Source organism: Microbacterium sp. MEJ108Y (assembly GCF_000834175.1).
Taxonomy (GTDB): Bacteria; Actinomycetota; Actinomycetes; order Actinomycetales; family Microbacteriaceae; genus Microbacterium; species Microbacterium forte.
In genome coordinates this window covers 55,191-80,004 of record NZ_JXQX01000002.1, presented here as the reverse complement: position 1 = coordinate 80,004, position 24,814 = coordinate 55,191, and the positions used below count along the sequence as shown (strand labels likewise).

The following is a 24,814-nucleotide window of genomic DNA, read 5'->3' as shown; positions in this document are numbered from 1 at the left end:
ACTAAACGACGAAGGAGAATCATGGGCGCTTTCGGTTGGCCACATCTGCTGATCATCCTCGCCGTCATCCTGCTGCTCTTCGGTGCGGCGAAGCTGCCGGCACTCGCGAAGAGCCTCGGGCAGTCCGCCCGGGTTTTCAAGGGCGAGATGAAGGCGATGAAGAACGAGGACGCGACTGACGCCGCGGATCCGGCATCCCCGACTCCCGCGGCCACCACCGCGGACACCACGGTGACGGCTCGCGACACGGATCCGGGTCAGCCTCCTCGATCCGCATAGTTCGTGTCCGCTCTCGAATCCGCCGATCCGGGGACGCCGGGCCGCGACAGGCGGATGTCTCTCGGCGCGCATCTGATCGAGCTGCGTCGGCGACTGTTCATCGCGGCCGGCGCTCTCGTGGTCGGCATGATCATCGCGTTCATCATCACCGGACCGGTCATCGATCTCCTGTCGATTCCGATCGCTGCGATCGCCGAAGAAGAAGGCCGCGAGTACGTCGGCCTCAACTTCACGACCGTCACGAGCGGGTTCGATCTCCGAATGCGCATCGCGTTCGCGATCGGTCTGCTGATCTCAGCCCCGGTCTGGCTCTGGCAGGTCTGGGCGTTCGTGATGCCTGGACTCACGAAGAAGGAGACCCAGTACACCTGGGGGTTTCTGGGAGCTGCCATCCCGCTGTTCTTCGGCGGATGCACTGTCGCATTCTTCGTGCTCCCGCACGTGATCGAGATCATGGCGGGCTTCGTGCCGACGGGAATGGCGCAGTTCTTCGACTACGCGACCTATTACGACTTCGTCTTCAAGTTCCTGCTCGTGCTCGGCATCGCCTTCGTGCTCCCGGTCTTCCTCGTCGCGCTCAACCTCGCGGGGGTCGTCTCGGGCAAAGAGATCCTCAAGGGATGGCGCGTCGCCATCCTCGTGTGCACGATCTTCGCGGCCGTCACCACACCGCCCGCCGATGTCTTCTCGATGCTGCTGCTGATGGGGTCCATGATCGTGCTGTACTTCGCGGCCACACTGATCTCGATGCTCTTCGATCGGCGCAAGCGCAAGGCTGATGCGGCCGCGGGCATCGAACCCGTGAGCGCATGAGCTCGCCGGCAGAGCGATACGCCGCGGCTCGCGAAGCCGCAGGGCACCCGGCGACGGTCGCCTTCGCCGCGAACCAGAAGTTCGAGCTCGACCCGTTCCAGATCGAAGGGTGCCACGCGCTCGAAGACGGGAGCAGCGTGCTGGTCGCCGCTCCCACCGGGGCGGGAAAGACCATCGTCGGAGAGTTCGCGATCCATCTCGCGATGCAGACGCCGCGCGACAAGGCGTTCTACACGACGCCGATGAAGGCCCTCTCCAATCAGAAGTTCCGCGAGCTGGTCGACGTCTACGGCGCCGATGACGTGGGTCTGCTCACGGGTGACACCAACATCAACGGCAACGCTCGGATCGTCGTCATGACGACCGAGGTGCTGCGCAACATGATCTACGCCGATTCCGCAGCGCTGCGCGACCTTCGGTATGTGGTGATGGATGAGGTGCACTACCTCGCCGACCGATTCCGCGGGGCGGTGTGGGAAGAGGTGATCATCCACCTCCCGCAGCAGGTGCGGCTGGTGTCGCTGAGCGCCACGGTGTCGAACGCCGAGGAGTTCGGCGATTGGCTCGACACGGTGCGCGGAAACACCGAGGTGATCGTCTCGGAGATCCGACCGGTGCCGCTCGAGCAGCACGTGCTGGTGCGTGATGATCTGCTCCCGCTCTTCGACGACCGCGCGGGCATCGCGACGGCTCTGGTGAATCAGGAGCTGATGCGAATCCGCTCGTCCACCGGTTCGAACTACGACAACAACCGTGAGGCGCAGTCCTACCGCAGCAATCGTCATGCGGGACGGCAGGCGCAGCGTCCGCCACGCGGAGGACGCCGTGCGGTCCGCTCGGCGAACGTGCAGCGGATCGAGCGCATGGACCGCCCCGACGTGGTGCGGCTGCTCGAGGCGGCCAACCTGCTGCCGGCGATCTTCTTCATCTTCAGCAGGGTAGGCTGCGACGCTGCGGTGCAGCAGGTCCGCAGATCGGGTGTCCGTCTGACCTCGACCGAGGAGCGGGCCGAGATCCGCGCGATCGTCGAAGACAGGACGCGGACCCTGCAGGATGAGGATCTCGGTGTTCTCGGATACTGGGATTGGCTGGAGAACCTCGAACGCGGCGTGGCCGCCCACCACGCCGGGCTCCTGCCCGCCTTCAAAGAGGTCGTCGAGGAGCTCTACAAGCGCAAGCTCGTGAAGGTCGTGTTCGCGACCGAGACCCTGGCGCTCGGCATCAACATGCCCGCACGCACCGTGGTGCTCGAGAAGATGGAGAAGTTCAACGGTGAGGCCCGGGTGGCGATCACCTCGGGGGAGTACACCCAGCTCACCGGACGAGCCGGGCGACGGGGCATCGACGTCGAAGGCCACGCCGTGGTGCAGTGGACCGAGGGGATGGATCCGCAGGCGGTCGCCGCACTCGCCTCACGTCGCACCTACCCGCTCAACTCCAGTTTCCGTCCGACGTACAACATGGCGGTCAACCTGATCGACCTGTTCGGCAAACAGCGGGCGCGCGAGGTGCTCGAATCGTCCTTCGCTCAGTTCCAGGCCGATCGCGCGGTGGTCGGACTCGCCAGGCAGGTGCGTGAGGCCGAGGAATCCCTCGACGGCTACAAGGCGGCGATGGTCTGCGACCACGGCGACTTCTTGGACTATGCCTCGATCCGCCGAGAGCTCAGCGACCTCGAGAAGAAGAACCGTCAGGACTCGAGCGCTCCGCGGGCATCGCGCGACAAGCGCATGAAGCAGATCCAGAGCCTGCGCACCCGGATGCAGCGGCACGGCTGCCACCGCTGCCCCGATCGCGAGGCCCACGCCCGTTGGGCGGAGCGGTACTGGAAGCTCAAGAGGCAGAACGACCGCATCCGTCGTCAGATCGAGACGAGGACCGGAACGGTGGCTCGCGTCTTCGATCGTGTCGTCGAGGTGCTCGAGACGCTCGACTACCTCCATCGAGACGAGAACGACGAGACCACTCTCACCGAGGCCGGTCGGACGATGCGTCGCATCTACGGAGAGCGTGATCTCCTGGTCGCAGAATCCCTGCGGCAGGGTCTCTGGAGCGGCCTGGACGCTCCGTCGCTCGCCGCCATGGCCTGCTGCCTCGTCTACGAGCCGCGTCGCGATGAGGCGAACGCGGGCGAGCGCGATCTGCCGAGAGGGGCTTTCCGCGCAGCCTACGAGAAGACCACGACTCTCTGGGCCGAGCTCGACGACCTCGAGAAGGATCACCATCTTCCGGGGTCCGAGCCCTTGGCTGCCGGTCTCGCGGGCGCAATGCACTCGTGGGCCCGGGGCGGGATGCTCGATCGCGTCCTGATCGACGCCGACATGGCCGCGGGCGACTTCGTCCGGTGGGCCAAGCAGACGATCGACCTGCTCGACCAGCTCTCGATCGTCGCGGAGGACGGCGCCCTGGCGCGCAATGCCCGCGTCGCCCTCGACGGCGTGCGCCGCGGCATCGTCGCCTACTCCTCGATGTGAGAACGGGACCGATGCCTGATTCCCCAGCGCGACAGCGCCCTCTTCTGCCGCTTTCGCTCGCCCTTCCCGTTGCGGCCCTGGCTGCGCTCCTGATGAATCTCTCCTACCCGGATGCCGCGGTGTGGGCACTGGCGTTCCCGGCAACCGCGTTGCTGCTCGTCGCGCTCATCGGCCGTCGGGTCGGAGGCGCGCTCGCGGTGGGGCTGGTCTACGGGGTGATCTTCTTCGGACTGCTCGTGTCGTTCACCTCGCGCTACCTCGGCCCGCTGCCCTGGGCCGCACTGAGCGTCCTCGAAGGCGTCCTCACGGCGGTGGCGCTGATCCTGATCACGCTCGCCTATCGATGGATCCCCACAGCCTTCCCTGGCGCCTGGGCGCGCCTCCTGCTTCTTCCGGCCGTCGTGGCCGCGCTGTGGGTCGGGCGCGAGGTGTTCGTCGGCTCCTGGCCGTACGGAGGCTTCCCGTGGGCCCGTCTGGGCATGAGCCAGGCCGAGAGCCCGCTGGCCCCGGTCACCTCGTGGATCGGCGTCAGCGGTCTCAGCTTCCTGATGGTGTTCCTCGTCGCCCTCCTCATCCAGGTGATTCGCGAACGTGCCTGGCGACGCCCGACCGCGCTGATCGCACCGGTCATCGTGACGGTGGCCCTGCTCATCACGCCCCTGTTCCCCACGACCGTCACCGGGTCGATGCGCATCGCCGCGGTGCAGGGGAACGGGCCGAGCGGGTATTTCGACGAGCGCCAGCCCTACTCGCTCATCGACGCGCAGACGGACGCGACCGAACCGCTCTACGGCGAAGACGTCGATCTGCTGGTCTGGCCCGAGGGATCGCTCGACTTCGACCCGTTCCAGTCGGATTCATTGGCGCGGAGGATGAGCGCGATCACCTCGCGAATCGGCGCGCCGCTGCTTGCCAACGCCGCGACGGAGCGAGAGGGCCTGTTCTACAACACCTCACTGCTGTGGACGGAAGACGGCGGGGACGGGCAGCTGCACGACAAGCGGCACCCGGTTCCCTTCGGCGAGTACGTGCCCGACCGTGCCTTCTTCAATGCACTCGCGCCCGATCTGATCGGACTCATCCAACGCGAATACACCCCGGGAACGAACCCGCCGGTCATCGATGTCGACGGCGTGAGGGTCGGATTGGCGATCTGCTTCGACGTCATCTACGACGACGTGATCAGCGAGGGAATGGCCGAAGGAGCCGAGGTTCTCGTCTTCCAGACCAACAACGCCGACTTCCGAGGCACCAACGAGAATCTGCAGCAGCTGGCATTCGCGAGGATGCGGGCGATCGAGACCGGCCGCAGCGTCGTGAACATCTCGACGGTGGGCACGAGCCAGATCATCCGCCCGGATGGGTCCACCGTATCGAGCCTCGACGCAGGAAAGGCCGGAGCGCTGCTCGAGGATGTCGAGCTTCGCTCCGGCCTGACAGCCGGTGTCGTCACCGGCCCCTGGATCCAGACGCTGCTGCTGTGGGGCGGGCTGGGCGCGCTGGCCTTCGGATGGTTGCGCGCCCGTCGGCGCTAGGCGCCGATCTTCTCGCGGGTCGGGTCTTCACCTGCACCGCGGCGCGCGCGAATGAAGGCGAGTCGCTCTTCGAGCAGTTCTTCGAGTTCTGCGCGTGTACGACGCTCGAGAAGCATGTCCCAGTGCGTTCGCGCTGCCTTCTCGTCGGTCGCGTCGAGCGTGACGGCCTGGCCGTCGACGTTCAGGCGGGCGTCCGCTCCGCAGGCACGGCATTCCCAGGTCTGGGGCGGTTCTGCGTCCGCCGAGAACATCAGGTTCGTGACATGGCCGCAGGTGTCACAGATGTAGGTGGTTTCACGGCGCTCCATGAAAACGACGCCCTCTTCGCTCTGTAGGCTCTGGGCGCCGAGTCGGATGCCGCGTAGGCTGCGATCTGCCATTGTGTGGTCCTCTCGTCGCTGTCAGGTATAACGCTCCAGCCTGTGCGCTTCATCCACGCGGGCGGAATCTCGGCGCGATTCACAGCGGAATCCCAGCGCCACAGCGTAGAGGCGGCGTGGCGCGATCAGCGGCCGATCGTCGCCAGCGCGAGGTCCGCGCGGTCCGTGACGATCCCGTCGACACCTGCATCGACCAGCCGTCGCATGGAGTCGGCGTCGTTCACCGTCCACACGTGGACCTCGACGCCGCGTCGGTGCGCGGCGCTGATCAGAGGGGGAGTGAGAACCTTCACACCGCGGTGACGCTCGGGGATCTGGAGGACGTCGATGTCGCGCAGCGCGCGGCCGGGGGAGACGCGGACAGCCGAGAGGGCGCGAACTGCGGCGATGGTGCGACTGCCACCCGATGTGGCCGGTCTGAGAGCGGCACCGGCACGGAGCACCGATGCGATCGTGGCGCGACGGTCGGAATCCGAGAAGCTGGTGACGAGCACACGGTGCGTGTGATCTTCGAGAATCGGGCCGAGGGGCTCGGCGGCCTCGGTGGTCTTCACATCGATGTTGAAGCGCGTCGTCGGGAATGCCGACAGGGCCTCGGCGACGGTGAGGAGACCGCCGTGATCGGCGAAGATCGCGGCGAGCTCACGGGTGCGTACATCCCGCACGGGTCGGGGGTCGCCGGCAAGGCGCTGCAGCGTCGCATCGTGGAAGAGAACGACGTCACCGTCGGCCGTCATCCGGCAGTCCGTCTCGATGTACTCGGCGCCGGCGGCGTGAGCCGCGGCGAAGGCCGCTGCCGAGTTCTCCCAGACGCCGGAGTCCTCGCCCGCCGTGGTGATCAGACCGCGGTGAGCGAGGACTCGGGGGTGGGCTGCCTTCTCGAAGTAGGGGTGCGTCACGCGCCCGGGTGGTTCGTCGGAGGCTGTCCGGGCTTCGGCGTGAACGCGGTGCCGATGCCCTTGAGCGCCTCGGTCAGCTCGCTCGGGATGATCCAGAGCTTGTTCGACTGTCCCTCGCTGATCTTCGGCAGCATCTGCAGGTACTGGTAGGCCAGCAGCTTGTCATCCGGCTCACCCTGGTGGATGGCGGTGAAGACATTCTGGATCGCCTCGGCCTCACCCTGGGCGCGCAGCACAGCCGCCTGCTTGTCACCCTCTGCGCGGAGAATCTCCGCCTGCCGTGCGCCCTCCGCCTCGAGGATCGCGGACTGCTTGGTTCCCTCGGCCGTGAGGATGGCCGCACGGCGGTCACGCTCGGCGCGCATCTGCTTCTCCATCGAATCCTGGATGGAGATGGGCGGGTCGATCGCCTTCAGCTCCACTCGCCCGACGCGGATGCCCCATTTGCCGGTCGCCTCGTCGAGAACGACGCGGAGCTGGCCGTTGATGTTGTCGCGGCTCGTCAGAGCCTCTTCGAGGTTGAGGCCACCGACCACGTTTCGGAGGGTCGTCGTCGTGAGCTGCTCGACCGCACCGAGGTAGTTCGCGATCTCGTATGTCGCGGCGCGAGCGTCGGTCACCTGGAAGTAGACGACGGTGTCGATCGAGACCACGAGGTTGTCCTCGGTGATCACAGGCTGCGGCGGGAACGAGACCACCTGTTCGCGCATGTCGATGAGGGGCCGGAGGCGATCGATGAAGGGCACCAGGATGTTGAGTCCGGGCATCAACGTCTTGTGATAGCGGCCCAGGCGCTCGACCACGCCGGCTGTGGCCTGCGGGATGATGCGGATGGAGCGAGCCAGCGTGACCACCACGAAGATGATGATCGCGATGACGAGTATCCACCCGATCGCGGCGGGGATGAACGATGCATCGTCCAAGAGGTTCTCCTAGTCGTTGAGGGGACGGACGGTCGCGGTCGCGCCGTTGATCGCGATCACTGCGATCGGTGAGCCCTGGGGGATCGGCACGGCACCTGCGGTGCGGGCGGTCCAGGTGTCGCCGTTGCTCAGCTTCACCTGTCCGGAGATCTGGGTGATGTCCTGCAGGGCCGTGCCTCGCAGATTCAGCAGGGCCTCGACGTTGGACTTGGTCGGGTCTTCGCCGCGATGCAGACGCTTGATCAGCGGCGGACGCAGGAAGAGGATGAACAGTGCGGCCGCCGCCGCGGCGATCAGCACCTGGACCCACACCGGGATGCCGAGGAAATCGGTGACGAGGCCGACTGCGCTGCCGAAGCTCAGCATCAGGAAGGTGAAGTCGAGAGTGAGCATCTCGATCACGAGGAAGATGGCGATCAGGATCAGCCACCCGATCCATGCCCATTGGTCGATGAACTGTACGAATGTCGCGAAGTTGTCCATGCGGCCTCCTTTGCGGTCAACCTATCACGCGGCACGAGCCGGTTCCCGGTTCGAAGGGGCCGGCTTGATAGTCTGAAAGCGCCGTGTCATCACGGCGATTCACGCATCAGAGGAGTCACCGTGACCGACGTTCTTCCCGCAGGTTCTCTAGAGGGCAAGGTCGCCCTCGTCACCGGCTCGTCTCGAGGAATCGGGGCGGACACCGTGCGCTACCTCGCCGAGGCGGGGGCGGACGTGGTCATCAACTTCCGCAACAAGGCGCCGCGCGCCGAGAAGCTCGCCGCTCAGCTGCGCGAGCTGGGGCGACGCGTGCTCGTCGTCGGCGCCGACCTCACCGACCCCTCGTCGGTCGGCGAGATGTTCGATGCGGTGAAGGCCGAGTTCGGTCGCCTCGATGTGCTCGTGCTGAACGCATCAGGGGGCATGGAATCCGGGATGGCTGAGGACTACGCGCTGACGCTCAACCGCGACGCGCAGCTGAACGTCCTCGACGCCGCTGCCCCTCTGCTCGGCGATGGGTCGCGGGTCGTCTTCGTGACGAGCCACCAGGCCCACTTCATCCGCACCACGCCGACGATGCCGGAGTACGAGCCGGTCGCGCTGTCGAAGCGTGCAGGTGAGGATGCGCTCCGCGAGCGCATCCCCGGTCTCGCCGAGAAGGGCATCGGGTTCACCGTCGTCTCCGGCGACATGATCGAGGGCACCATCACGGCGACGCTTCTCGAGCGCGCCAACCCCGGCGCGATCGCCGAGCGCCGCGAGTCCGCAGGCAAGCTCTACAACGTGTCGGAGTTCGCAGCGGAGATCGCACGTGCGGCAGTCGACGCCGTTCCTGCCGACAACACCCGGTTGGTCGGCGACGTCAGCGCCTTCGAGGCCGAGTGAGTCTCTGAGACCAACAGAGAGAGCCCCGTCCGGATGGACGGGGCTCTCTGCGTTTGGAGGCGAGTCAGATCGCGGAGTCGGCCTTCGCCGAGGCCACGAAGTCCTTCGCGTCCTTACCGAGGGTGATCGCGCGGACGATCTGCACGATTCCGAGAACGACGAGCGAGATGCCGAGCACCAGCCAGAGCACCGCCGCCGCGTACAGCGGGGAGAAGAGCACGACGATACCGGCGATGATGCTGAGCAGTGCGTAGAGCAGCGTCCAGACCCGCGAGCCGTCCTGTCCGAGGAGGGACAGCGCCACCACTCCGTCGACGATCCAGCTGATGCCGATGAAGATGACGACGACGAGCGCGAGGGTCGCCGCGGCGACTCCGAGGTTCGCGAACGCGATCACGCCGGCGACGATGTAGACGAGGCCCAGCACGATGTGGCCGACTCGAGCCCATCCGCCCTTGACCTTGGAGAAGATGCCCAGGCCGATGTAGACGAGACCTGCGATCACGAGGTAGGTGGCGAAGATGCCTGTGACGATCACGGCGGACTTGAGCGGCCAGACGAGCAGGACGATGCCGGCGATGAGGGCGATGGCGCCCGAGACCGCCAGCACCACGCGAATGGACTTGAACAGTGACTTCGCTTCGGTTGCGAGTGGATCAGACATGGTTGGGGACCCCTTTCTGAGAAAATCCTGTGAGGGATGGTCACAGAGTAGCGCTGTCCGGGGCGGGATGGGGGGAGGTCGATATCGATATGTCGCGGACGTTCACACGCTGTTACGCGAGGTCATGCGAAAATCGGGGGGTGACCCCGGACGACGATGCGCGGCTCCGCGAGCTCGTCGTGATGCGCAGAGTGCGGGATCGCATCGATCGCGAGTACGCGACGCCTCTCGATGTCGAGGCTCTGGCGCGCGGCGCGCACATGTCGGCGGGGCATCTGAGCAGGCAGTTCAAGGAGACCTACGGCGAATCGCCGTACTCCTATCTGATGACGCGGCGGATCGAGCGGGCCATGGCATTGCTGCGCCGCGGCGACCTCAGCGTCACCGAGGTGTGCTTCGAAGTGGGGTGCTCATCGCTCGGCACCTTCAGCACACGATTCACCGAGCTCGTCGGTGTCTCACCCCGCGTGTATCGTGAGCGCGCAGCGGATGTCGACGGCATCCCCACCTTCCAGGCGAAGCACGTGATCAGACCGATCAGGAATCAAGAAGCGCCGCGCACGGGCGCGCACCTAACGTGAACCCCATGAAAATCAGCATCCACTACGCATTCCTTCCGCACACCGACGCCGATGCGGCCCTCGGCTTCTATCGTGACGCCCTCGGGTTCGAGGTGCGCAACGACGTCGGCTACGACGGTCTCCGATGGCTCACGGTCGGTCCGCAGGGGCAACCGGAGACGTCGATCGTGCTGCACCCGCCGGCCACAGACCCCGGGATCACCGACGCCGAGCGACAGACGATCCTCGAACTCATCGCCAAGGGCAGCTACGGCGCGCTGACGCTTGCGAGCGACGATCTCGACGCCGTGTTCGAGCGTCTCGTCGAGAGCGGCGCGGACGTGGTCCAGGAGCCCATGGACCAGCCGTACGGCGTGCGCGACTGCGCGTTCCGCGACCCTGCGGGCAACCTTCTCCGAATCAACCAGGCCGGCTGACCCCGGTCGCTACTCGAGGATCCTCATGACGACGCACCCCGCTGACGGCCACGACATCATCCGCGTGCAGGGTGCGCGCGAGAACAATCTGAAAGAAGTGAGCGTCGACATCCCCAAGCGTCGTCTCACGGTGTTCACCGGTGTCTCGGGGTCGGGCAAGAGCTCACTGGTCTTCGACACGATCGCCGCCGAGTCGCGGCGCATGATCGATGAGACCTACAGTGCGTTCGTGCAGGGATTCATGCCGTCGGTGCCTCGCCCCGACGTCGATGTGCTCGAGGGACTCACGACCTCGATCATCGTCGATCAGGAGCGACTCGGGGCGAATCCGCGGTCGACGGTCGGCACGGTCACCGATGCGAACGCGATGCTGCGGATCCTCTTCAGCAAACTGGGTCAGCCCTACATCGGGGGCCCCACAGCCTTCTCCTTCAACATCCCCACACAGAGGGCCAGCGGGGTGATGACAGGTCCGGGGGGCGAGAAGAAGATCGTCAAGGACGCGATCTACCTCGGTGGCATGTGCCCTCGGTGCGAGGGCAGGGGAGCGGTGTCCGACCTCGACCTCACTCAGATCGTCGACGAGTCGAAGTCCCTCGACGAGGGGGCCATCATGGTCCCGGGGTACACCGCGGACGGTTGGATGGTGAAGGGCTTCTCCGCGTCGGGGTTCTACCCGGCCGACAAGCCGGTCGCCGAGTTCACCGAGAAGCAGCGCCACCTGTTCCTCTACGGCGAAGTCACCAAGGTCAAGATCTCGGGAATCAACATGACCTACGAGGGGCTCATCCCCAAGATCACGAAGTCGATGCTGTCGAAGGACCTCGACGCCCTGCAGCCGCACATCCGCGCCTTCGTCGAGCGCGTGGCGACGTTCGCGACCTGCCCGGAGTGCGACGGCACGCGTCTCACCGAAGGTGCTCGGTCGTCGAAGATCGACGGCATCAGCATCGCGGATGCGTGCCGCATGCAGGTCACGGATTTGGCCGAATGGGTGCGCGGTCTGGAGCTTCCTGGCGCAGCTCCGCTGCTCGAGGCGCTGCGTGCCAACCTCGACGCATTCGTCACGCTCGGCCTGGGGTACCTGAGCCTCGAACGGCCCTCCGGTACGTTGTCCGGCGGAGAGGCGCAGCGCATCAAGATGCTGCGCCATCTGGGGTCGTCTCTCACCGACGTCACCTATGTGTTCGACGAGCCGACCATCGGCCTTCATCCGCACGACATCCAGCGCATGAACACGCTGCTTCTGCGCCTGCGCGACAAGGGCAACACGGTGCTGGTCGTGGAGCACAAGCCCGAGACCATCGTGATCGGTGATCATGTGGTCGACCTCGGTCCCGGCGCGGGAAGCGCGGGAGGCGAGATCTGCTTCGAGGGAACCGTAGAAGGCTTGAAGGCCAGTGGCACGCGCACGGGTGATCATCTCGACGATCGAGCAGTGCTCAAGGAATCGGTGCGCAGCAGCACCGGTGCGATCGAGATCCGCGGTGCCAACGCCAACAACCTGCAGGACGTCGACGTCGACATCCCCACCGGCATTCTCACTGTGGTCACCGGGGTCGCCGGTTCGGGCAAGAGCTCGCTGATCCACGGATCGGTGTCGAAGCTCGAGGGCGTCGTCGCGATCGACCAGGGCGCGATCAAGGGATCACGACGGAGCAACCCCGCCACATACACCGGCATGCTCGAGCCCATTCGCAAGGCGTTCGCGAAAGCCAACGGAGTCAAGCCCGCGTTGTTCAGTGCGAACTCCGAAGGAGCGTGCCCGACATGCAAGGGCGCCGGGGTGATCATCACCGAGCTCGGGTTCATGGACACGATCGAGACGCCGTGCGAGGACTGCGGCGGCAAGCGGTTCCAGGCTGCCGTCCTCGAGTACAAGCTCGCAGGCAAGGACATCACCGAGGTGCTGGATCTGCCTGTCGCCGAGGCGAGGGTGTTCTTCTCCGAAGGGGAAGCGAAGCTGCCCGCCGCCGCCACGATCCTCGGTCGCCTCGAAGACGTCGGCCTGGGGTATCTCTCCCTCGGGCAGCCGTTGTCGACGCTGTCGGGCGGCGAGCGTCAGCGCATCAAGCTGGCCATCCAGATGGGGGAGAAGGGCGATACGTACGTGCTCGACGAACCGACCACGGGCCTGCACCTCGCGGACGTCCAGAACATCCTCGGCCTTCTCGATCGACTCGTCGAATCCGGCAAGACCGTCATCGTGATCGAGCACCACCAGGCGGTGATGGCTCACGCCGACTGGATCATCGACATCGGACCGGGCGCGGGCCATGACGGAGGTCGGGTCGTCTTCGAGGGAAGCCCGGCGGATCTCGTCGCGGCCAAGTCGACGGTCACGGGGGAGCACCTGGCGGAATACGTCGGCGCGTAGGGGAGGGGACGCTCAGGCCATGTCGGGGCGCGTCATGAGCGGCGACTTCAGGTGCAGGGTCAGATCTGAGGTCGTGAGAGGCACCGTCACCCAGACCAGGTGTGCCGTGCTTTTTCGGACAGTCAGCCGTACGCGGTGCGGCGAGGTGACCAGGTGCAGATCAGCGACGAAGGTGTCGCGTTGCCAGGCGCCGCTTGACACCACCGGTCGTCCCAGCGGGCGGCTCTCCCGCCACGAGTCGAAGCCCACCGCGATCTCGATGTCCAGCCCCAGGCGGATGATCCATCCGTGAGCCCGCTGTTCGACCACCACCGGCGTGCCCTCGGCGAGTGCCGAGCCCGATGGGGAGGCATCCAGCGTCGCGCAGATCGCTGACGATGCACCCCCGAGCGTGCCTTCCACCATCGGAAGAGAGAGTTCACTCACCCGCCGAGCCAGTGCTGCATCCTGGTCGTCGTCTCGTGCGCCACCGACCCCGGGCACGACGAAGCATCTGACCGCGTCGAGCACATCCTGCGCATGGCGGACCTCGCTGTGCGCAGCTGTCAGCACGACCACGAGCTCCTGGTCGGGGACCACGATGCACTGCTGCCCAAAGGCGCCGTTGCCGTGGAAGCCATAGGTCGATGACCAGATCTGATACCCGTATCCGGCATGGAAGTCCACACCCGGAGCGCCGGGGGAGTAGTGGCGGCTGTCAACCTGCTTCCGGGTGGCTTCCGCCATCCAGTCCTGCGACAGGATCGGGCGTCCCTGCCATGCCCCGCCGCGCAGCATCAGCTCGCCGAACGCCGCGACAGACTCGGTCGTCAGATGCAAACCGTGAAACCCGTATACCGCACCGTCGCCTACGCGATCCCACTCGATGTCAGTGATCCCGAGCGGAGCGAACAGTCGCTCATCCAGAAGCGTCGGGAGAGGCGTTCCTGTGACACGTTCGACCATTCGCGCCAGAACGAAGGTCGACGAGTTGTCGTAGGTGTGGTGTGAACCCGACGCGGCAGTTACCGGCATCCTGAGGAACCCTCGCACCAGATCCGTCGGTTCGAGTGCCCAGGCGTCGCCCAGAGTGTCTTCGGCATGACCGGTGGTCATGGTCAGCAGGTGCTGCACGGTGAGTGCACGCGCCTGCTCGGACGCGTCGTCGGGAACGTGATCCGGCAGAATGTCGACGACGCGGTCATCGAGTCGCAACAGCCCGTCGTTCACCGCGATGCCGACCGCGACTGACATGAAGGACTTCGTCAGCGAGTACAGCAGGTGCGGTTGATCAGCGGAGTACGGCGCCCACCACCCTTCCGCGATGATGCGGCCTCGGTGCACCACCATGAGCGAATGGCACTCGATACCCCGTTCCTCCAGATGGTCGAGCAACGAACTGATCGCCGATGCTGAGAATTGCATCGACGAAGGAGTGGCGCGGGGCAGAAGCACTCGGTCACCCTACAGGTCGCACTGTTCGCGCAGCACCGCTGCAGAAAAGCCTCAGTCCCTGCGCGCGACGATGGTGAAGGTGCAGGGGATGAGGTTGCGCTCCGCCTCTGGCCACGCGTAGCCGCCGGACACCTCGACCATCCGCGGGCTGAACTGCCAGGGGAGTGTTCGTCCCTCATCGAAGTGCAGGAGGCGGAGACCGGCTCTCAACAGCGATCCGAGGATCTCTGAGAGGGGGTGCGGCCACTCGTAGGTGCGCGGGTGAGCGACCTTGCCGTCTCCGGCGTAGGTCGACTCGTCGTCCCATTGCTGCGCACGGCCGTCGCCGAAGTACGGGTAGCGGGTCGTGAGTTCTTGGGCGCCCTCGTCGAGAGCCAGCAGCGCAGGATGGCCGTCGCGGATGAAGAACGTCCCACCCGGACGCAGCATAGCGACGATCTGGGCCGCCCATCGGTCGAGATCCTCGAGCCAGCAGATCGTCCCGATGCTCGTGTAGACGATGTCGAAGTCGCCTGACACCACGTTGCTCGCATCGAGGACGTCGGTCTGGACCCACGTGGCCGAGACCCCGACGCGGTTCGCGAGTGCCTCTGCGGCTTGCAGCGCCGGCTCCGAGAAATCGACGCCGGTCACGATCGCCCCGGCACGCGCCAACGAGATCGTATCCGTGCCGATGTGGCACTGGAGGTGGCACACGTCCAATTCCGCGAGCGTTCCGCCGCGCACGAAGCGGTTGAGCACCGGCAGGTCTTCGCTCACGACGTCGCTGATGTGAGTCGGCTCGTCGTACGCGTCCAGACCGTATGCCGCTTCGTGCAACGGCACGCGATCATCCCAGTTCTGTCGGTTGGCGTTTCGCGCCGCTTCCCAGTCGATCTCGACGTTGCTTCCGTTCACGTCACGAGCCTATCGAGCGCTCCGATCGCGGCAACGCAGTAACGCCGATAATGCACATTATGTCAGAACACGTCAGAATCGGCCTCCCCGTCGCTTATGGACCCGCGGTGTCGAAGCCAGTCACACTCCCATAGCTGTCACGACCAAACCCGCGCCCGCAGCGGTGAAGGCGCCTCCGAGCGCGCCCCGCAACGGAGCCGGCTGTCTGCGGGCTGCATCTGGCTGTGGAACACGTGTCCGCCTCGTTACGGTCACCATGGAGTGCCTCGCAGGTCAATGTCACCCTCCGGCCATAGATCTGCGTCAGCGCCCGAGCCGGCCGAGAAGACGAGTATCGGCCCCGCCGAAGATGTCACCGTCTCGTTCGAGTCGATCATCGAGACATGACGTTCTACGGCGTTCACCCGTGACCAGCCGGTGCGCTCGTAGAACGGCACGACCTCCTCTCGGCACCCGAGGTAGCCGAAACTCACACGATCGTCGTCGCGCATCGCCTGCTGCGCGTGCGACATCACGAGGCGACCGAGTCCGTCGGAGCGGCAGTCCGGATGGACGAGGACTCCCCCGGTTCCGGCGACCGCGACCTCGCGTGCGCCGACGCGTATGAGGCGCCGTTGAAACCCGACGTGCGCGACAGCGATGGTGCCACGGAACACGATCGCGTGCACATCTGCGGGCGAATACCCGTACGGGCGATCGGGGTTCCACTCTCCATGCTCCGCTCGGTACTCACGATCGAAGAGTTCTCTCAGTGCCGCCGATTGCGATTCGGACAGGGCATCATGCTCGACGATGTCGACTTGGTGAGTCATTCAGAGCCCCCGTGCGTCGGATCGACGGCGGTGGGGGTCGCAGGCAGCGCCGTCTCGAGAGTCAGGTCGAGTCGCGGGTCGAGTGCGGTGCGGGTCATCGGTTCTCCTCCGGATCGGCCATCAGGGCGTCAAGGCGGTCAGTGCGGTCTTCCCAGACTCGCCGTTGCTCGTCGAGCCAGTGCCCCACGACCGCGAGGCGGTCGCGATCGAGTGTGCAGGTGCGCACGCGACCGCTCTTGGATGTGCGGATGAGTCCGCTGTCCTCCAACGCGTGGATGTGCTTCATGAACGACGGAAGCGTCATCGCGAAGGGCTGAGCGAGCTCGCCCACGCTTGCCGGGCCGGGGCCGAGGGCTCGGATGACCGCGCGGCGAGTCGGATCCGCGAGAGCAAGGAACACCGCGTTCTCGTCCTGATCGTTAGCCATGAAGATAAGTATTGATCACGGGATCAGTTAGCGCAAGGGCAAAGTTTCTGCGGGTCTCTCCATGCAGATGAGCCCCTCTCGGTCGTCCCACGACGCGACGCGTTCGAAACCGCGCGATTCGTAGAGCCTGATCGCCGGCGCCCGCCACTCCCAGACGGACAGCCGGACGCGTCCTGTTGTCAGCGCCAGTGCAGCATCCAGCAACGCGGATCCGAGACCACGTCCACGAAGGTTCGGATCTGCCCAGAGTCGCTTGATCTCGGCCTCTCCCCCATCGACCCGTACGATCACCACACCGACGGGCCCCTGCTCGGTCATTGCGAGCAGAGTGGTGCAGTCCGCGTAGGCGGCGACCGGATCGGACACCTCGCGCTCGTAACTCGGCGGCAACGCTGCCAGCCCTGCAAGCGATGCCTCGGCATACTCGACCTTCTCCGCCTCGGTCTGCAGCAGATACGTGCGGACGAGTTCACTCACCGCGGTCGTGTCAGCGTCATCCCACGTCGACGCACGGACGCGGAGCGACCGACGGAGTTCGTCATACGGAGGATGAGGATGAGACGTCACACACTCATTCTGGCGTCACCGCGCAGCCCAGACCCCGAGCTCGTTGCCACTCGGGTCGATGAAGTGCAGTCGCCGTCCACCGGGGAACTCGTACGGCCCCTGGACCACTGCGCCGCCCGCGTCGGTGATCGACTTCTGTGTGGCGTCGAGATCGTCGGAGTACAGCAGCACGAGCGGCCCGCCGGGCGGACGCCCCTGGTCGGAGAGAAGCAGACCGCCCACCTCCGTGCCGTCTCCGGTCAGCGAGGCGATACCCGCGTAGGCGGGACCGTAGTCCACGAAGACCCAGCCGAACGCGTCTCGGTAGAACCGCTTCGCCGTCTCGAGATCATTGACGACGAGCTCGACGTAGTTGATGGAGTGGTGCACGGGTACAGGTGTCATGCGGCCACGGTAGCGAGAGCGTCGGACATCCGGCACCCCCTGCTCGAGTGTCCTCGCGTCGGGAGACTGTCCCACGAGGAGTACCGTGGGAGGAGTGCAACAGGTTCCCCGCTCCCCCGTGACCACCCCGGGTTGGAGGGCCTGGCTCATCTGGGGCGTGGGTGTCGCAGCCTACGTTCTCGCCATCACCAACCGCACGTCGCTCGGCGCCGTCGGCGTGGAGGCCGCTGACCGGTTCCAGGCCGATGCGTCGACCCTCGCGCTGTTCGCCGTGGTGCAGCTCGCCGTCTACGGCGGGATGCAGATCCCCATCGGAATCCTGCTCGACCGCTTCGGTTCCCGCCCCATCATGACGATCGGCATGCTGCTCATGGCAGCGGGTCAGCTCACGATGGCCCTCTCCCCCGGCATCGGGATCGCGATCTTCGCCCGCATCCTTCTCGGCGCAGGTGACGCGGCGATCTTCCCCGCCGTGCTGCGATTGGTGGCGACCTGGTTCCCGGCGCAGCGGGGACCGATCATGGTGCAGTTCACCGGCATCATCGGTCAGGCGGGCCAGCTGATCGCACTCGTACCGCTCGCAGCTCTTCTGCACGCGACCACGTGGACGGTCACCTTCGGCAGCATCGCGGGACTCGGCGTCCTGTTCACGATCCTCGTCGCGCTCGTCATCCGCAATCACCCCGCCGAGCGCGGCGCTGACGTGACGATCGACACCGACACGGGCGTGATCCGCGTCGTCACCTCGGCCATCGATACGGGCGTCGGCATCCGCGCGGCCTGGGCCCACCCCGGCACGCGTCTCGCGTTCTGGTCGCACTTCACGACGCCGTTCGCCGGCACCGCCTTCATCCTGCTGTGGGGAATGCCGTTCCTCACCGCGGCTCAGGGACTGGACACCGCGCACGCCGCGGGGATCATCTCGGTGTACGTGGTCGCCGGAATGGCGCTGGGTCCCATCATCGGCGACCTCTCTCGTCGTCTGCCCAACCAGCGCTCGCTCGCACTCGTCCTGCCTGCCGTCGGTGTGCAGGTCGTCGCATGGGTGGCCGTCCTCGCTCTGCCCGAGCCGGCTCCGCTCTGGCTGCTCTACCTTCTCGCCGTGGCTCTCGCGACGGGAGGCCCGGCGAGCATGATCGCCTTCGACCACGCACGCACGCACAATCCCTCGCACCGCCTGAGCACCGCGACCGGAGTGACGAATGCGGGCGGGTTCATCGCTGCTCTGATCGCGATCTTCCTCATCGGGCTCGCTCTCGACCTGCAAGGGGCGGGAACGCCGGAGACCTACTCACTCGCGGCATTCCGGGTCGCGTTCCTCATGCCCATCCCACTCTGGATCCTCGGCGTCACCTTCATCCTGATCGAGCGCAAGCGCACACGCATCAGGATGGGCTTGGATCCCGAGAGGCGACGCTGACTGCTTCTAGGATGAGGCTCATGCCCACGAGCTTCACCTTCTCGAACGACCGCGCCCTGATCGATCGCGACCTGGTGCACCGCTGGCTGAGCGAGGAGTCGTACTGGGCGAAGGGCCGCAGTCGCGCGACCCAGGACGCCGCGATAGACGCGTCACGCAACTACTCGATCCGCGACGACGCTGACCGGCAGGTCGGGTACGCCCGCGTCGTGACCGATGGAGTCACCTTCGCGTGGCTGTGCGATGTGTTCGTCGACGAGAGAGCCCGAGGGCACGGAATCGGGCGGATGCTGGTCGAGGGGGTGCTGGAGGACCTCCGCGAATCCTCGACCGTCAAGCGCATCATGCTCGCCACCAGCACTGCCAGCGGTCTGTACGCACGATACGGCTTCGCACCGTCGGCCGACCCCGACCACTACATGGTGAAGCTGATCGACCGAGGGTGATGTCAGCGCCCCGGTCGCCTCAACGGTGTCCATCCGAAGGGCACGGGGCCGTCGACCGCTGCACGCTCACGATCTGCTCGCGCTGACCAGCCCTGGGCGTCATCCGATGAGTTGAAGCCTCCTCGGGCGACACGCATGCCGACGTCCTCGTGATGCATGCGGGGTCCTCCCCCGCGGCGCACCGACGCCCGGACGCTCCAGGAGTCGTCGGCGAATCCGCCGCCGCGGAACACCCGATAGTCGTCGTAGCGGGCCGGATCCAGAAGATCCCAGCACCACTCCCAGACGTTGCCGAGAGTGTCGAAGAGGCCGTGCAGGTTCGGCAGCTTGCCACCGACATCCTGAGGAGAGGAGACCGCGTCGGCGCTCGTCCAGGCGGCGTCGGCGAGCGGAGCGTAATGCGGACCGACCGAGCCCGCCCTGCAGGCGTACTCCCATTCGGCCTCAGTGGGCAGCCGATACCCGTCACCTGTCGCATCCCAGCTGACGTCTTCGCCGTCGAAGCGATAGACCGGATCGAACCCCTCCCATTCGGAAGCGGCATTGCAGAAATGGATCGCCCGGAGCCAGCTCACGTCGACTGCAGGACGCCGCGGATGCCGTGATGCGATGGGGAGGATCTCCGCGAGCTGCTCCTCGGTGATCGGGAACACGCCGATCTCGAAGTCCTCGACCGCGACGGTGCGCTCGACCTTGCGACGCGCATCATGCAGAGTGACCGAGCCGCCTGTGATGCGGCGCATCTCGATGTCGGTCACGCGTGCGGAACCCTCTCGACCCAGTCCGGGTACTTCGCGGCGCGGCCGTCTCCGGAAGAGGTGCGTGTGACGCGCCGTCGGACCCAGGGGCCGACGAACTCACGGTAGTAGGCGAGACCGGCCGGGCCACCTGCGGTGAGAGCGGTCGGAGACCACCACGTCGACGGCGGCTCGAACCCCAGGCCGTGGAGCACTCGCGCGGCGACACGATGGTGACCGGCGGAGTTCATGTGGAGCCGGTCCGCAGACCAGTACTTCGCATCGGCGAGTTCTCGGTCTGGCCAGTTGAGTGCCCGCACGACGTCGTCGCGACCCTCCACCCGGCGCAGCACCGCGTCGGAGAGCAGGTCGCCGCGCCGTTGCACGAGCGACCCCATCGGAAGCTGACCACTCGGATTCGCCCCGGAGAGCAGGATCAGGGTGACGCCCTCTTCGTCACACCGGCGCAGAACCCGACTGAACGCGTCGGCGATGTGCTCGAGGTCGGTCCTCGGTCGGAGCATGTCGTTTCCTCCGCCGTTGAACGACAGATGCGTCGGACGCAGCGCGAGCGCGGGTTCGAGCTGCTGCTCGACGATCGGCCAGGCGAGCTTGCCGCGGATCGCGAGGTTCGCGTAGCTGATCGGGTGACCGGCGGCATCGGCCCATCCCTGAGCCACGAGGTCCGCCCACCCTCGCTCACGGCCGTCGGGGAGATCATCACCCACTCCCTCGGTGAAGGAATCTCCGATGGCCACATAACGTACTTCTGTCACCTCGACAGCCTATTCCCGCGCACGGACACTGAGGCGTTCACCGGTCGTCGAGCGCCATTCCCCCGCGATCGACCAAGCCCCAGGCCGCTCCTGCCGCAACGATGAAGCACGCGCCGAACACCGCGAACAGCACCGGCGCCCCGCCCGCGACGAGCACGATGGGCACGGCGAGCGGAGCGACGATCGACGCGATGCGTCCCACTCCCGCCGCCCAGCCCGCTCCTGTGCCCCGCAACGAGGTCGGGTAGATCTCGGGAGTCACGGCGTACAGCGCGCCCCAGGCGCCGAGGTTGAAGAACGAGAGGGCCATGCCCGAGGCGATGATGGCGGTCTCGGTCGTCGATGTCCCGAAGAAGACAGCCGACACCGCCGAGCCGACGAGGAAGACTGAGAGCGTCGTGCGCCTGCCCCACACCTCTATCAGCCACGCGGCGACCGCATATCCCGGCAGCTGAGCGAGAGTGATGATGAGCGTGAACCCGAAGGACCGTACCAGATCGAATCCCGCATCGACCAGGATGCTGGGGATCCAGATGAACGCGCCGTAGTACGCGAAGTTCACGCAGAGCCAGACGAGCCAGAGGCACATGGTGCGAACCCGGAACTCCGCGTTCCACAGCGTGGTCAATCGCGCGCGGGTGGTGACGGCGATCGCGCGCGACGCCGGCTCTCTCCTGATCGCAGGGCCCGGTTCGACACCCGCGTCAGCCTCGAAGGTCGCCACGATCCGATCGGCCTCGGCGATGCGGCCGCGCGAGGCGAGCCACCGCGGCGACTCCGGGAGCCCCCACCGGACGATCAGGGCATAGACGGCCGGGATCGCGCCGAGTGCGAAGGCCCAGCGCCAGCCGTCGTCGGATGCGGGGATCACGAAGAACCCGATCAGGGCGGCCGCCGTCCACCCCAGCGCCCAGAAGGCCTCGAGGATGACGATGAGCCGGCCACGGATGCGAGCGGGCGCGAACTCGCTCACATACGTGGAAGCGACGGGAAGCTCGGCGCCGAGACCCAGTCCGACGAGGAACCGCAGCACGAGGAGCGCGGCGAGCCCGCTCACGAGTGCGCTCGCGCCCGTGGCGACGCCGTAGATCAGCAGCGTCAATGCGAAGACCTGGCGCCGCCCGAGCCTGTCGGCGAGGAGGCCGCCGAGGGTCGCGCCGATCGCCATTCCGATGAAGCCGACCGATGCGATCCATCCGGCATCCGTCTTCGTCAGACCCCACTGCTGGGTGAGAGCCGCGAGGATGAACGAGATGAGTCCGACGTCCATCGCGTCCAGAGCCCAGCCGACCCCTGAGCCGGTGAGAAGACGCAGGTGACGGCGCGTGAACGGGAGCTCATCGAGACGTCCGGCGATCGACGCCCGGCTCGGCAGCGCGGTGTTGGCCATGGCTACATCGTAGATGTGACGCGCGCGCCGCCGAGCACGTGCGTCAGTCGCGGTCGGCGAGCAGCCGACGCACCCGAGGGATGACCTCTGAGCCGTAGAGCTCGATGCTGCGCATCATCGCGTCGTGAGACAGCGTGCCGGTGGCGTACTTCATGTCGAAGCGGCCGAGTCCGAGCGTCGTGACGGTGTCGGCGATCTTGGCCGCGACTCGCTCCGGCGAGCCGACATACAGAGCTCCCGCAGGTCCCACGTCGTTCTGGAAGCGTGCCCGGCTGTACGGAGGCCATCCGCGCTCGCGACCGATGGTGTTGTTCATCGCCTCGAACCCGGAGTACGCGGCCTCCCATGCCTCCTCATCGGTGTCCGCGATGTGGCCCGGCGAGTGCACGGCGATCGGGTGTGAGGTCGTGCCGAAGGATGCCACCGAACGGTGGTAGAGATCCACGAACTGACGGAAGCGACCGGCAGGGCCTCCGATGATCGCGAGCATGAGGCCGAGACCGTGACGTGCCACCCTCACGACGGACTCAGGGCTGCCGCCCACCCCGACCCAGGTGCGCAGACCGTTCTCCGTCTTCGGGAAGACGTTAGCGTTCTCGAGCGAGGCGCGCATCGATCCCGACCAGGTCACCGGTTGCTCTTTGAGGAGTTCGACGAAGAGTTCGAGCTTCTGCTCGAAGAGGGCGTCATAGTCGCGGAGATCGTAGCCGAAGAGCGGGAAGGACTCGATGAAAGAGCCCCGGCCGAGCACGACCTCGGCTCGTCCGTTCGAGAGGGCATCGAGGGTGGAGAAGCGTTCGAACACGCGAACAGGGTCATCCGAGGACAGCACGGTGACGGCGGTTCCGAGACGGATGCTCTTCGTGCGACCCGCGATGGTGGCGAGCACCATCTCCGGTGCCGACACGGCGAACTCCGTGCGGTGGTGCTCCCCCACGCCGAAGAAGTCGACACCGACGCTGTCGGCGCGCTCCGCCTGCTCGACGATGTTGCGGATCGTCTGCGCGCCGGTGAGCAGCTCGCCGTCGTCGCCTCTCGTGATGTCGCCGAAGGTGTCCAGCCCGAACTCGATGCTCATGTCAGCCCTTTCTATTCAGCTGAATGAACAGCGGATCCAGTCGGCGCATTCCCTCAGCGCGACAGAAGCGCGGTTCGGAGTGTGTCGAGTCCGACCCCGCCCATGTCGAGGGCCCGCTTGTGGAAGTCCTTCACATCGAAGTCCGCGCCCCGCTCTGCCTGATACGCGTCTCGCACCTGCTCCCAGATGCGCTGACCGACCTTGTAGGAGGGCGCCTGGCCCGGCCAGCCGAGATAGCGGTTGACCTCGAACTGCACGAACTGATCGGACATGTTCACGTTCTTGCGCATGAAGTCGAGTGCGTAGTCGGCGTCCCAGGTGCCCTCGCCATCGAGACGCGGCTTGCCGAGGTGCACTCCGATGTCGAGCACGACACGGGCCGCGCGCATCCGCTGGCCGTCGAGCATGCCCAACCGGTCGGCCGGATCGTCGAGGTAGCCGAGTTGCTGCATCAGACGCTCGGCGTACAACGCCCAACCCTCTGCATGGCCCGAGGTGCCGGCAAGCAGTCGCCGCCAGGAGTTGAGCTCGGTGCGGTTGTAGACGGCCTGCGCGATCTGCAGGTGATGCCCCGGGACACCCTCGTGATAGACCGTCGTCAGTTCGCGCCATGTGTCGAACTCGGTGACGCCCTCGGGAACCGACCACCACATGCGCCCCGGACGCGAGAAGTCGTCGGTCGGACCGGTGTAGTAGATGCCGCCCTCTTGCGTCGGCGCGATCATGCATTCGAGAGTGCGAATCGCCTCGGGGATGTCGAAGTGCGTGGCGCCGAGCTCTGCGACGGCGCGGTCGCTCGTCTCCTGCATCCACTTCTGGAGAGCGTCTGTTCCGACGAGCTTGCGAGCGGGATCGGCCTCGAGGTGGGCGACGGCCTCTTCGACCGAGGCGCCGGGGAGGATCTCGTTCGCGATCGCGGTCTGTTCGGCGACCATGCGGGCCAGTTCCTCGCGGCCCCAGTCGTAGGTCTCATCGAGGTCGATCGTGGCACCGAGGAAGCGACGGGAGTTCAGCGCATAGAGCTCTCGTCCGACGGCATTGACCTCCGTCGCGACGGGAGCGAGCTCCTCGGCCAGGAAGCTGCGAAGTTCGCCGTACGCGACTCGCGCCGCAGCGGAGTTGTCGGCCAGAGTGCGAGCGAGGGATGCGGGGAGGTTGCCCTCCTGAGGAGTCGCTTCGGCCACGAACGCGGCGAAGAACCCGTCGTCGGCCGTGTAGCGGTCGATCTGCGTCGCGACCTCCACCACCTGGCGCCGAGCCGGGGTGATCCCGGCGGCGATGCCCGCGCGGAGCGTCTCGGTGTATCCGCGGAGCGCATCGGGCACCGCGGCGAGACGCGTCGCGATGACGCTCCAGTCGTCCGCTGTGGCCGTCGGCATCAGATCGAAGGCCGACCGCACGTCCTGCGGCGCTGAAGCGATGACGTTGAGGTCTCGCAGGTGCCACTTCGCGTCGTGCAGCTCGAGATCCAGGCTGAGCTCTGCCGAGAGATCGGTCTTCGTGACTTCGTCGATCGCGTCGACCGGGTCGAGTGCCTGCAGCTTCGCGAGCGTCGATCGCGTTGCAGATGCGATCTGCTCGTGCCCCTCGGGGCTCAGATCGCCGAAACGGTCGTTGACCTCGTCTCTGCCGATGTAGGTGCCGAGCGTCGGGGCGAGCACCGCAATGGTGTCGACCCACTCATCGGCGACTTTGTCGATGGCAGACGGAGTGCGGGGAGCTGAAGTCATCCCTCCA

26 protein-coding genes are annotated in these 24,814 nt (G+C 66.3%); 10 read left to right on the top strand and 16 right to left on the bottom strand.

What is annotated here, in order from left to right; translation table 11 throughout:
* Positions 1-21: 21 nt before the first annotated feature.
* Genes tatA through lnt form a run of 4 tightly spaced genes read left to right on the top strand, consistent with a single transcriptional unit; the run spans position 22 to position 5,101 of the window.
* Positions 22-279, top strand: coding sequence for a Sec-independent protein translocase subunit TatA (tatA, locus tag RU09_RS00980; RefSeq protein WP_042536676.1), 258 nt, complete (start codon positions 22-24; stop codon positions 277-279).
* Between the two features lie 54 nt (positions 280-333).
* The gene (gene tatC / locus RU09_RS00975; RefSeq protein ID WP_042536675.1) at positions 334-1,092 is read left to right on the top strand and encodes a twin-arginine translocase subunit TatC; all 759 of its coding nucleotides are present in this window, start codon (positions 334-336) and stop codon (positions 1,090-1,092) included.
* Positions 1,089-3,566: a DEAD/DEAH box helicase gene (locus RU09_RS00970; RefSeq protein WP_042536674.1), complete on the top strand. Its 2,478-nt coding sequence runs from the start codon at positions 1,089-1,091 to the stop codon at positions 3,564-3,566. The genes tatC and RU09_RS00970 overlap by 4 nt, the downstream gene beginning before the upstream one ends.
* An 11-nt stretch (positions 3,567-3,577) precedes the next feature.
* Entirely contained in the window at positions 3,578-5,101 is a 1,524-nt protein-coding gene (gene lnt, locus RU09_RS00965) for an apolipoprotein N-acyltransferase (RefSeq protein WP_042536673.1), read from the top strand.
* Here lnt and RU09_RS00960 read toward each other — a convergent pair.
* The 4 genes from RU09_RS00960 to RU09_RS00945 all read right to left on the bottom strand — a co-directional run bounded on the left by RU09_RS00960 (position 5,098) and on the right by RU09_RS00945 (position 7,786).
* Entirely contained in the window at positions 5,098-5,481 is a 384-nt protein-coding gene (locus RU09_RS00960; RefSeq protein WP_042536672.1) for an RNA polymerase-binding protein RbpA, read from the bottom strand. The two genes, lnt and RU09_RS00960, sit on opposite strands and share 4 nt — an antisense overlap.
* 125 nt (positions 5,482-5,606) lie before the next feature.
* The gene (locus RU09_RS00955) at positions 5,607-6,380 is read right to left on the bottom strand and encodes a glycerophosphodiester phosphodiesterase family protein (protein WP_042536671.1); all 774 of its coding nucleotides are present in this window, start codon (positions 6,378-6,380) and stop codon (positions 5,607-5,609) included.
* Positions 6,377-7,303 (bottom strand): SPFH domain-containing protein, encoded by a 927-nt coding sequence (locus RU09_RS00950; protein WP_042536670.1) that lies wholly within the window; start codon positions 7,301-7,303, stop codon positions 6,377-6,379. The genes RU09_RS00955 and RU09_RS00950 overlap by 4 nt, the downstream gene beginning before the upstream one ends.
* Before the next feature lie 9 nt (positions 7,304-7,312).
* Positions 7,313-7,786: an NfeD family protein gene (locus RU09_RS00945; RefSeq protein WP_042536669.1), complete on the bottom strand. Its 474-nt coding sequence runs from the start codon at positions 7,784-7,786 to the stop codon at positions 7,313-7,315.
* Positions 7,787-7,906: 120 nt separating this feature from the next.
* On the opposite strand from RU09_RS00945, the gene RU09_RS00940 reads away from it, so the two are divergent.
* Entirely contained in the window at positions 7,907-8,671 is a 765-nt protein-coding gene (locus tag RU09_RS00940) for an SDR family oxidoreductase (protein ID WP_042536668.1), read from the top strand.
* Positions 8,672-8,735: 64 nt separating this feature from the next.
* Here the strand turns inward: RU09_RS00940 and RU09_RS00935 are convergent, their stop codons facing one another.
* A complete protein-coding gene (locus tag RU09_RS00935) occupies positions 8,736-9,335 on the bottom strand; it encodes an HdeD family acid-resistance protein (protein ID WP_042536667.1) in 600 nt (199 codons plus the stop codon).
* 182 nt (positions 9,336-9,517) lie between these two features.
* On the opposite strand from RU09_RS00935, the gene RU09_RS00930 reads away from it, so the two are divergent.
* From RU09_RS00930 to RU09_RS00920, 3 genes are read left to right on the top strand one after another with little or no spacing between them, the layout of a single operon-like run.
* Positions 9,518-9,916, top strand: coding sequence for a helix-turn-helix transcriptional regulator (locus RU09_RS00930; RefSeq protein WP_228385702.1), 399 nt, complete (start codon positions 9,518-9,520; stop codon positions 9,914-9,916).
* Positions 9,917-9,921: 5 nt separating this feature from the next.
* Positions 9,922-10,332 carry a VOC family protein gene (locus RU09_RS00925; protein ID WP_042536785.1) on the top strand — a complete coding sequence of 137 codons (411 nt, stop codon included), beginning with the start codon at positions 9,922-9,924 and terminating at the stop codon, positions 10,330-10,332.
* Positions 10,333-10,357: 25 nt separating this feature from the next.
* Positions 10,358-12,709, top strand: coding sequence for an ATP-binding cassette domain-containing protein (locus tag RU09_RS00920; RefSeq protein WP_042536665.1), 2,352 nt, complete (start codon positions 10,358-10,360; stop codon positions 12,707-12,709).
* 12 nt (positions 12,710-12,721) lie between these two features.
* Here RU09_RS00920 and RU09_RS00915 read toward each other — a convergent pair whose 3' ends face one another.
* The 6 genes from RU09_RS00915 to RU09_RS00890 form a co-directional block, all read right to left on the bottom strand.
* Positions 12,722-14,113, bottom strand: a complete 1,392-nt coding sequence (locus RU09_RS00915; RefSeq protein ID WP_042536664.1) for a serine hydrolase domain-containing protein — start codon at positions 14,111-14,113, stop codon at positions 12,722-12,724.
* Between the two features lie 81 nt (positions 14,114-14,194).
* Positions 14,195-15,040 (bottom strand): class I SAM-dependent methyltransferase, encoded by an 846-nt coding sequence (locus RU09_RS00910; protein ID WP_042536663.1) that lies wholly within the window; start codon positions 15,038-15,040, stop codon positions 14,195-14,197.
* A 251-nt stretch (positions 15,041-15,291) separates the two neighbouring features.
* Complete coding sequence (locus tag RU09_RS00905; RefSeq protein ID WP_042536662.1) at positions 15,292-15,852, bottom strand: GNAT family N-acetyltransferase; 561 nt, start codon at positions 15,850-15,852, stop codon at positions 15,292-15,294.
* 94 nt (positions 15,853-15,946) lie between these two features.
* On the bottom strand, positions 15,947-16,279 hold the full coding sequence (locus RU09_RS00900) for an ArsR/SmtB family transcription factor (protein WP_042536661.1): 333 nt from the start codon (positions 16,277-16,279) through the stop codon (positions 15,947-15,949).
* A gap of 27 nt (positions 16,280-16,306) precedes the next feature.
* Positions 16,307-16,846 (bottom strand): GNAT family N-acetyltransferase, encoded by a 540-nt coding sequence (locus RU09_RS00895; protein WP_052492802.1) that lies wholly within the window; start codon positions 16,844-16,846, stop codon positions 16,307-16,309.
* A gap of 15 nt (positions 16,847-16,861) precedes the next feature.
* On the bottom strand, positions 16,862-17,230 hold the full coding sequence (locus RU09_RS00890; RefSeq protein WP_042536660.1) for a VOC family protein: 369 nt from the start codon (positions 17,228-17,230) through the stop codon (positions 16,862-16,864).
* 94 nt (positions 17,231-17,324) lie between these two features.
* Between RU09_RS00890 and RU09_RS00885 the strand changes: the two genes are divergently transcribed.
* Positions 17,325-18,650, top strand: coding sequence for an MFS transporter (locus tag RU09_RS00885; protein ID WP_042536780.1), 1,326 nt, complete (start codon positions 17,325-17,327; stop codon positions 18,648-18,650).
* 20 nt (positions 18,651-18,670) lie between these two features.
* Complete coding sequence (locus tag RU09_RS00880) at positions 18,671-19,096, top strand: GNAT family N-acetyltransferase (protein WP_042536659.1); 426 nt, start codon at positions 18,671-18,673, stop codon at positions 19,094-19,096.
* 2 nt (positions 19,097-19,098) lie between these two features.
* On the opposite strand, the gene RU09_RS00875 is transcribed toward RU09_RS00880, so the two are convergent.
* The 5 genes from RU09_RS00875 to RU09_RS00855 are packed head-to-tail and all read right to left on the bottom strand — an operon-like array spanning position 19,099 to position 24,807.
* Positions 19,099-19,839 carry a formylglycine-generating enzyme family protein gene (locus RU09_RS00875; protein ID WP_042536779.1) on the bottom strand — a complete coding sequence of 247 codons (741 nt, stop codon included), beginning with the start codon at positions 19,837-19,839 and terminating at the stop codon, positions 19,099-19,101.
* An 11-nt stretch (positions 19,840-19,850) separates the two neighbouring features.
* The gene (locus RU09_RS00870; RefSeq protein ID WP_042536658.1) at positions 19,851-20,609 is read right to left on the bottom strand and encodes an SGNH/GDSL hydrolase family protein; all 759 of its coding nucleotides are present in this window, start codon (positions 20,607-20,609) and stop codon (positions 19,851-19,853) included.
* A gap of 37 nt (positions 20,610-20,646) precedes the next feature.
* Positions 20,647-21,999: an MFS transporter gene (locus tag RU09_RS00865; RefSeq protein ID WP_042536657.1), complete on the bottom strand. Its 1,353-nt coding sequence runs from the start codon at positions 21,997-21,999 to the stop codon at positions 20,647-20,649.
* Positions 22,000-22,042: 43 nt separating this feature from the next.
* Complete coding sequence (locus tag RU09_RS00860; protein ID WP_042536656.1) at positions 22,043-23,077, bottom strand: LLM class flavin-dependent oxidoreductase; 1,035 nt, start codon at positions 23,075-23,077, stop codon at positions 22,043-22,045.
* 53 nt (positions 23,078-23,130) lie between these two features.
* Entirely contained in the window at positions 23,131-24,807 is a 1,677-nt protein-coding gene (locus tag RU09_RS00855) for a DUF885 domain-containing protein (RefSeq protein WP_042536655.1), read from the bottom strand.
* Between the last annotated feature and the right edge of the window lie 7 nt (positions 24,808-24,814).

Bases quoted from the DNA above. Each gene is read 5' to 3' on its own strand.
- tatA (WP_042536676.1), top strand. From the start codon at position 22: ATGGGCGCTTTCGGTTGGCCACATCTGCTGATCATCCTCGCCGTCATC.
- tatC (WP_042536675.1), top strand. From the start codon at position 334: ATGTCTCTCGGCGCGCATCTGATCGAGCTGCGTCGGCGACTGTTCATC.
- RU09_RS00970 (WP_042536674.1), top strand. From the start codon at position 1,089: ATGAGCTCGCCGGCAGAGCGATACGCCGCGGCTCGCGAAGCCGCAGGG.
- lnt (WP_042536673.1), top strand. From the start codon at position 3,578: ATGCCTGATTCCCCAGCGCGACAGCGCCCTCTTCTGCCGCTTTCGCTC.
- RU09_RS00960 (WP_042536672.1), bottom strand. From the start codon at position 5,481: ATGGCAGATCGCAGCCTACGCGGCATCCGACTCGGCGCCCAGAGCCTA.
- RU09_RS00945 (WP_042536669.1), bottom strand. From the start codon at position 7,786: ATGGACAACTTCGCGACATTCGTACAGTTCATCGACCAATGGGCATGG.
- RU09_RS00935 (WP_042536667.1), bottom strand. From the start codon at position 9,335: ATGTCTGATCCACTCGCAACCGAAGCGAAGTCACTGTTCAAGTCCATT.
- RU09_RS00930 (WP_228385702.1), top strand. From the start codon at position 9,518: ATGCGCAGAGTGCGGGATCGCATCGATCGCGAGTACGCGACGCCTCTC.
- RU09_RS00925 (WP_042536785.1), top strand. From the start codon at position 9,922: ATGAAAATCAGCATCCACTACGCATTCCTTCCGCACACCGACGCCGAT.
- RU09_RS00920 (WP_042536665.1), top strand. From the start codon at position 10,358: ATGACGACGCACCCCGCTGACGGCCACGACATCATCCGCGTGCAGGGT.
- RU09_RS00915 (WP_042536664.1), bottom strand. From the start codon at position 14,113: ATGCAATTCTCAGCATCGGCGATCAGTTCGTTGCTCGACCATCTGGAG.
- RU09_RS00905 (WP_042536662.1), bottom strand. From the start codon at position 15,852: ATGACTCACCAAGTCGACATCGTCGAGCATGATGCCCTGTCCGAATCG.
- RU09_RS00900 (WP_042536661.1), bottom strand. From the start codon at position 16,279: ATGGCTAACGATCAGGACGAGAACGCGGTGTTCCTTGCTCTCGCGGAT.
- RU09_RS00890 (WP_042536660.1), bottom strand. From the start codon at position 17,230: ATGACACCTGTACCCGTGCACCACTCCATCAACTACGTCGAGCTCGTC.
- RU09_RS00880 (WP_042536659.1), top strand. From the start codon at position 18,671: ATGCCCACGAGCTTCACCTTCTCGAACGACCGCGCCCTGATCGATCGC.
- RU09_RS00875 (WP_042536779.1), bottom strand. From the start codon at position 19,839: ATGCGCCGCATCACAGGCGGCTCGGTCACTCTGCATGATGCGCGTCGC.
- RU09_RS00865 (WP_042536657.1), bottom strand. From the start codon at position 21,999: ATGGCCAACACCGCGCTGCCGAGCCGGGCGTCGATCGCCGGACGTCTC.
- RU09_RS00860 (WP_042536656.1), bottom strand. From the start codon at position 23,077: ATGAGCATCGAGTTCGGGCTGGACACCTTCGGCGACATCACGAGAGGC.
- RU09_RS00855 (WP_042536655.1), bottom strand. From the start codon at position 24,807: ATGACTTCAGCTCCCCGCACTCCGTCTGCCATCGACAAAGTCGCCGAT.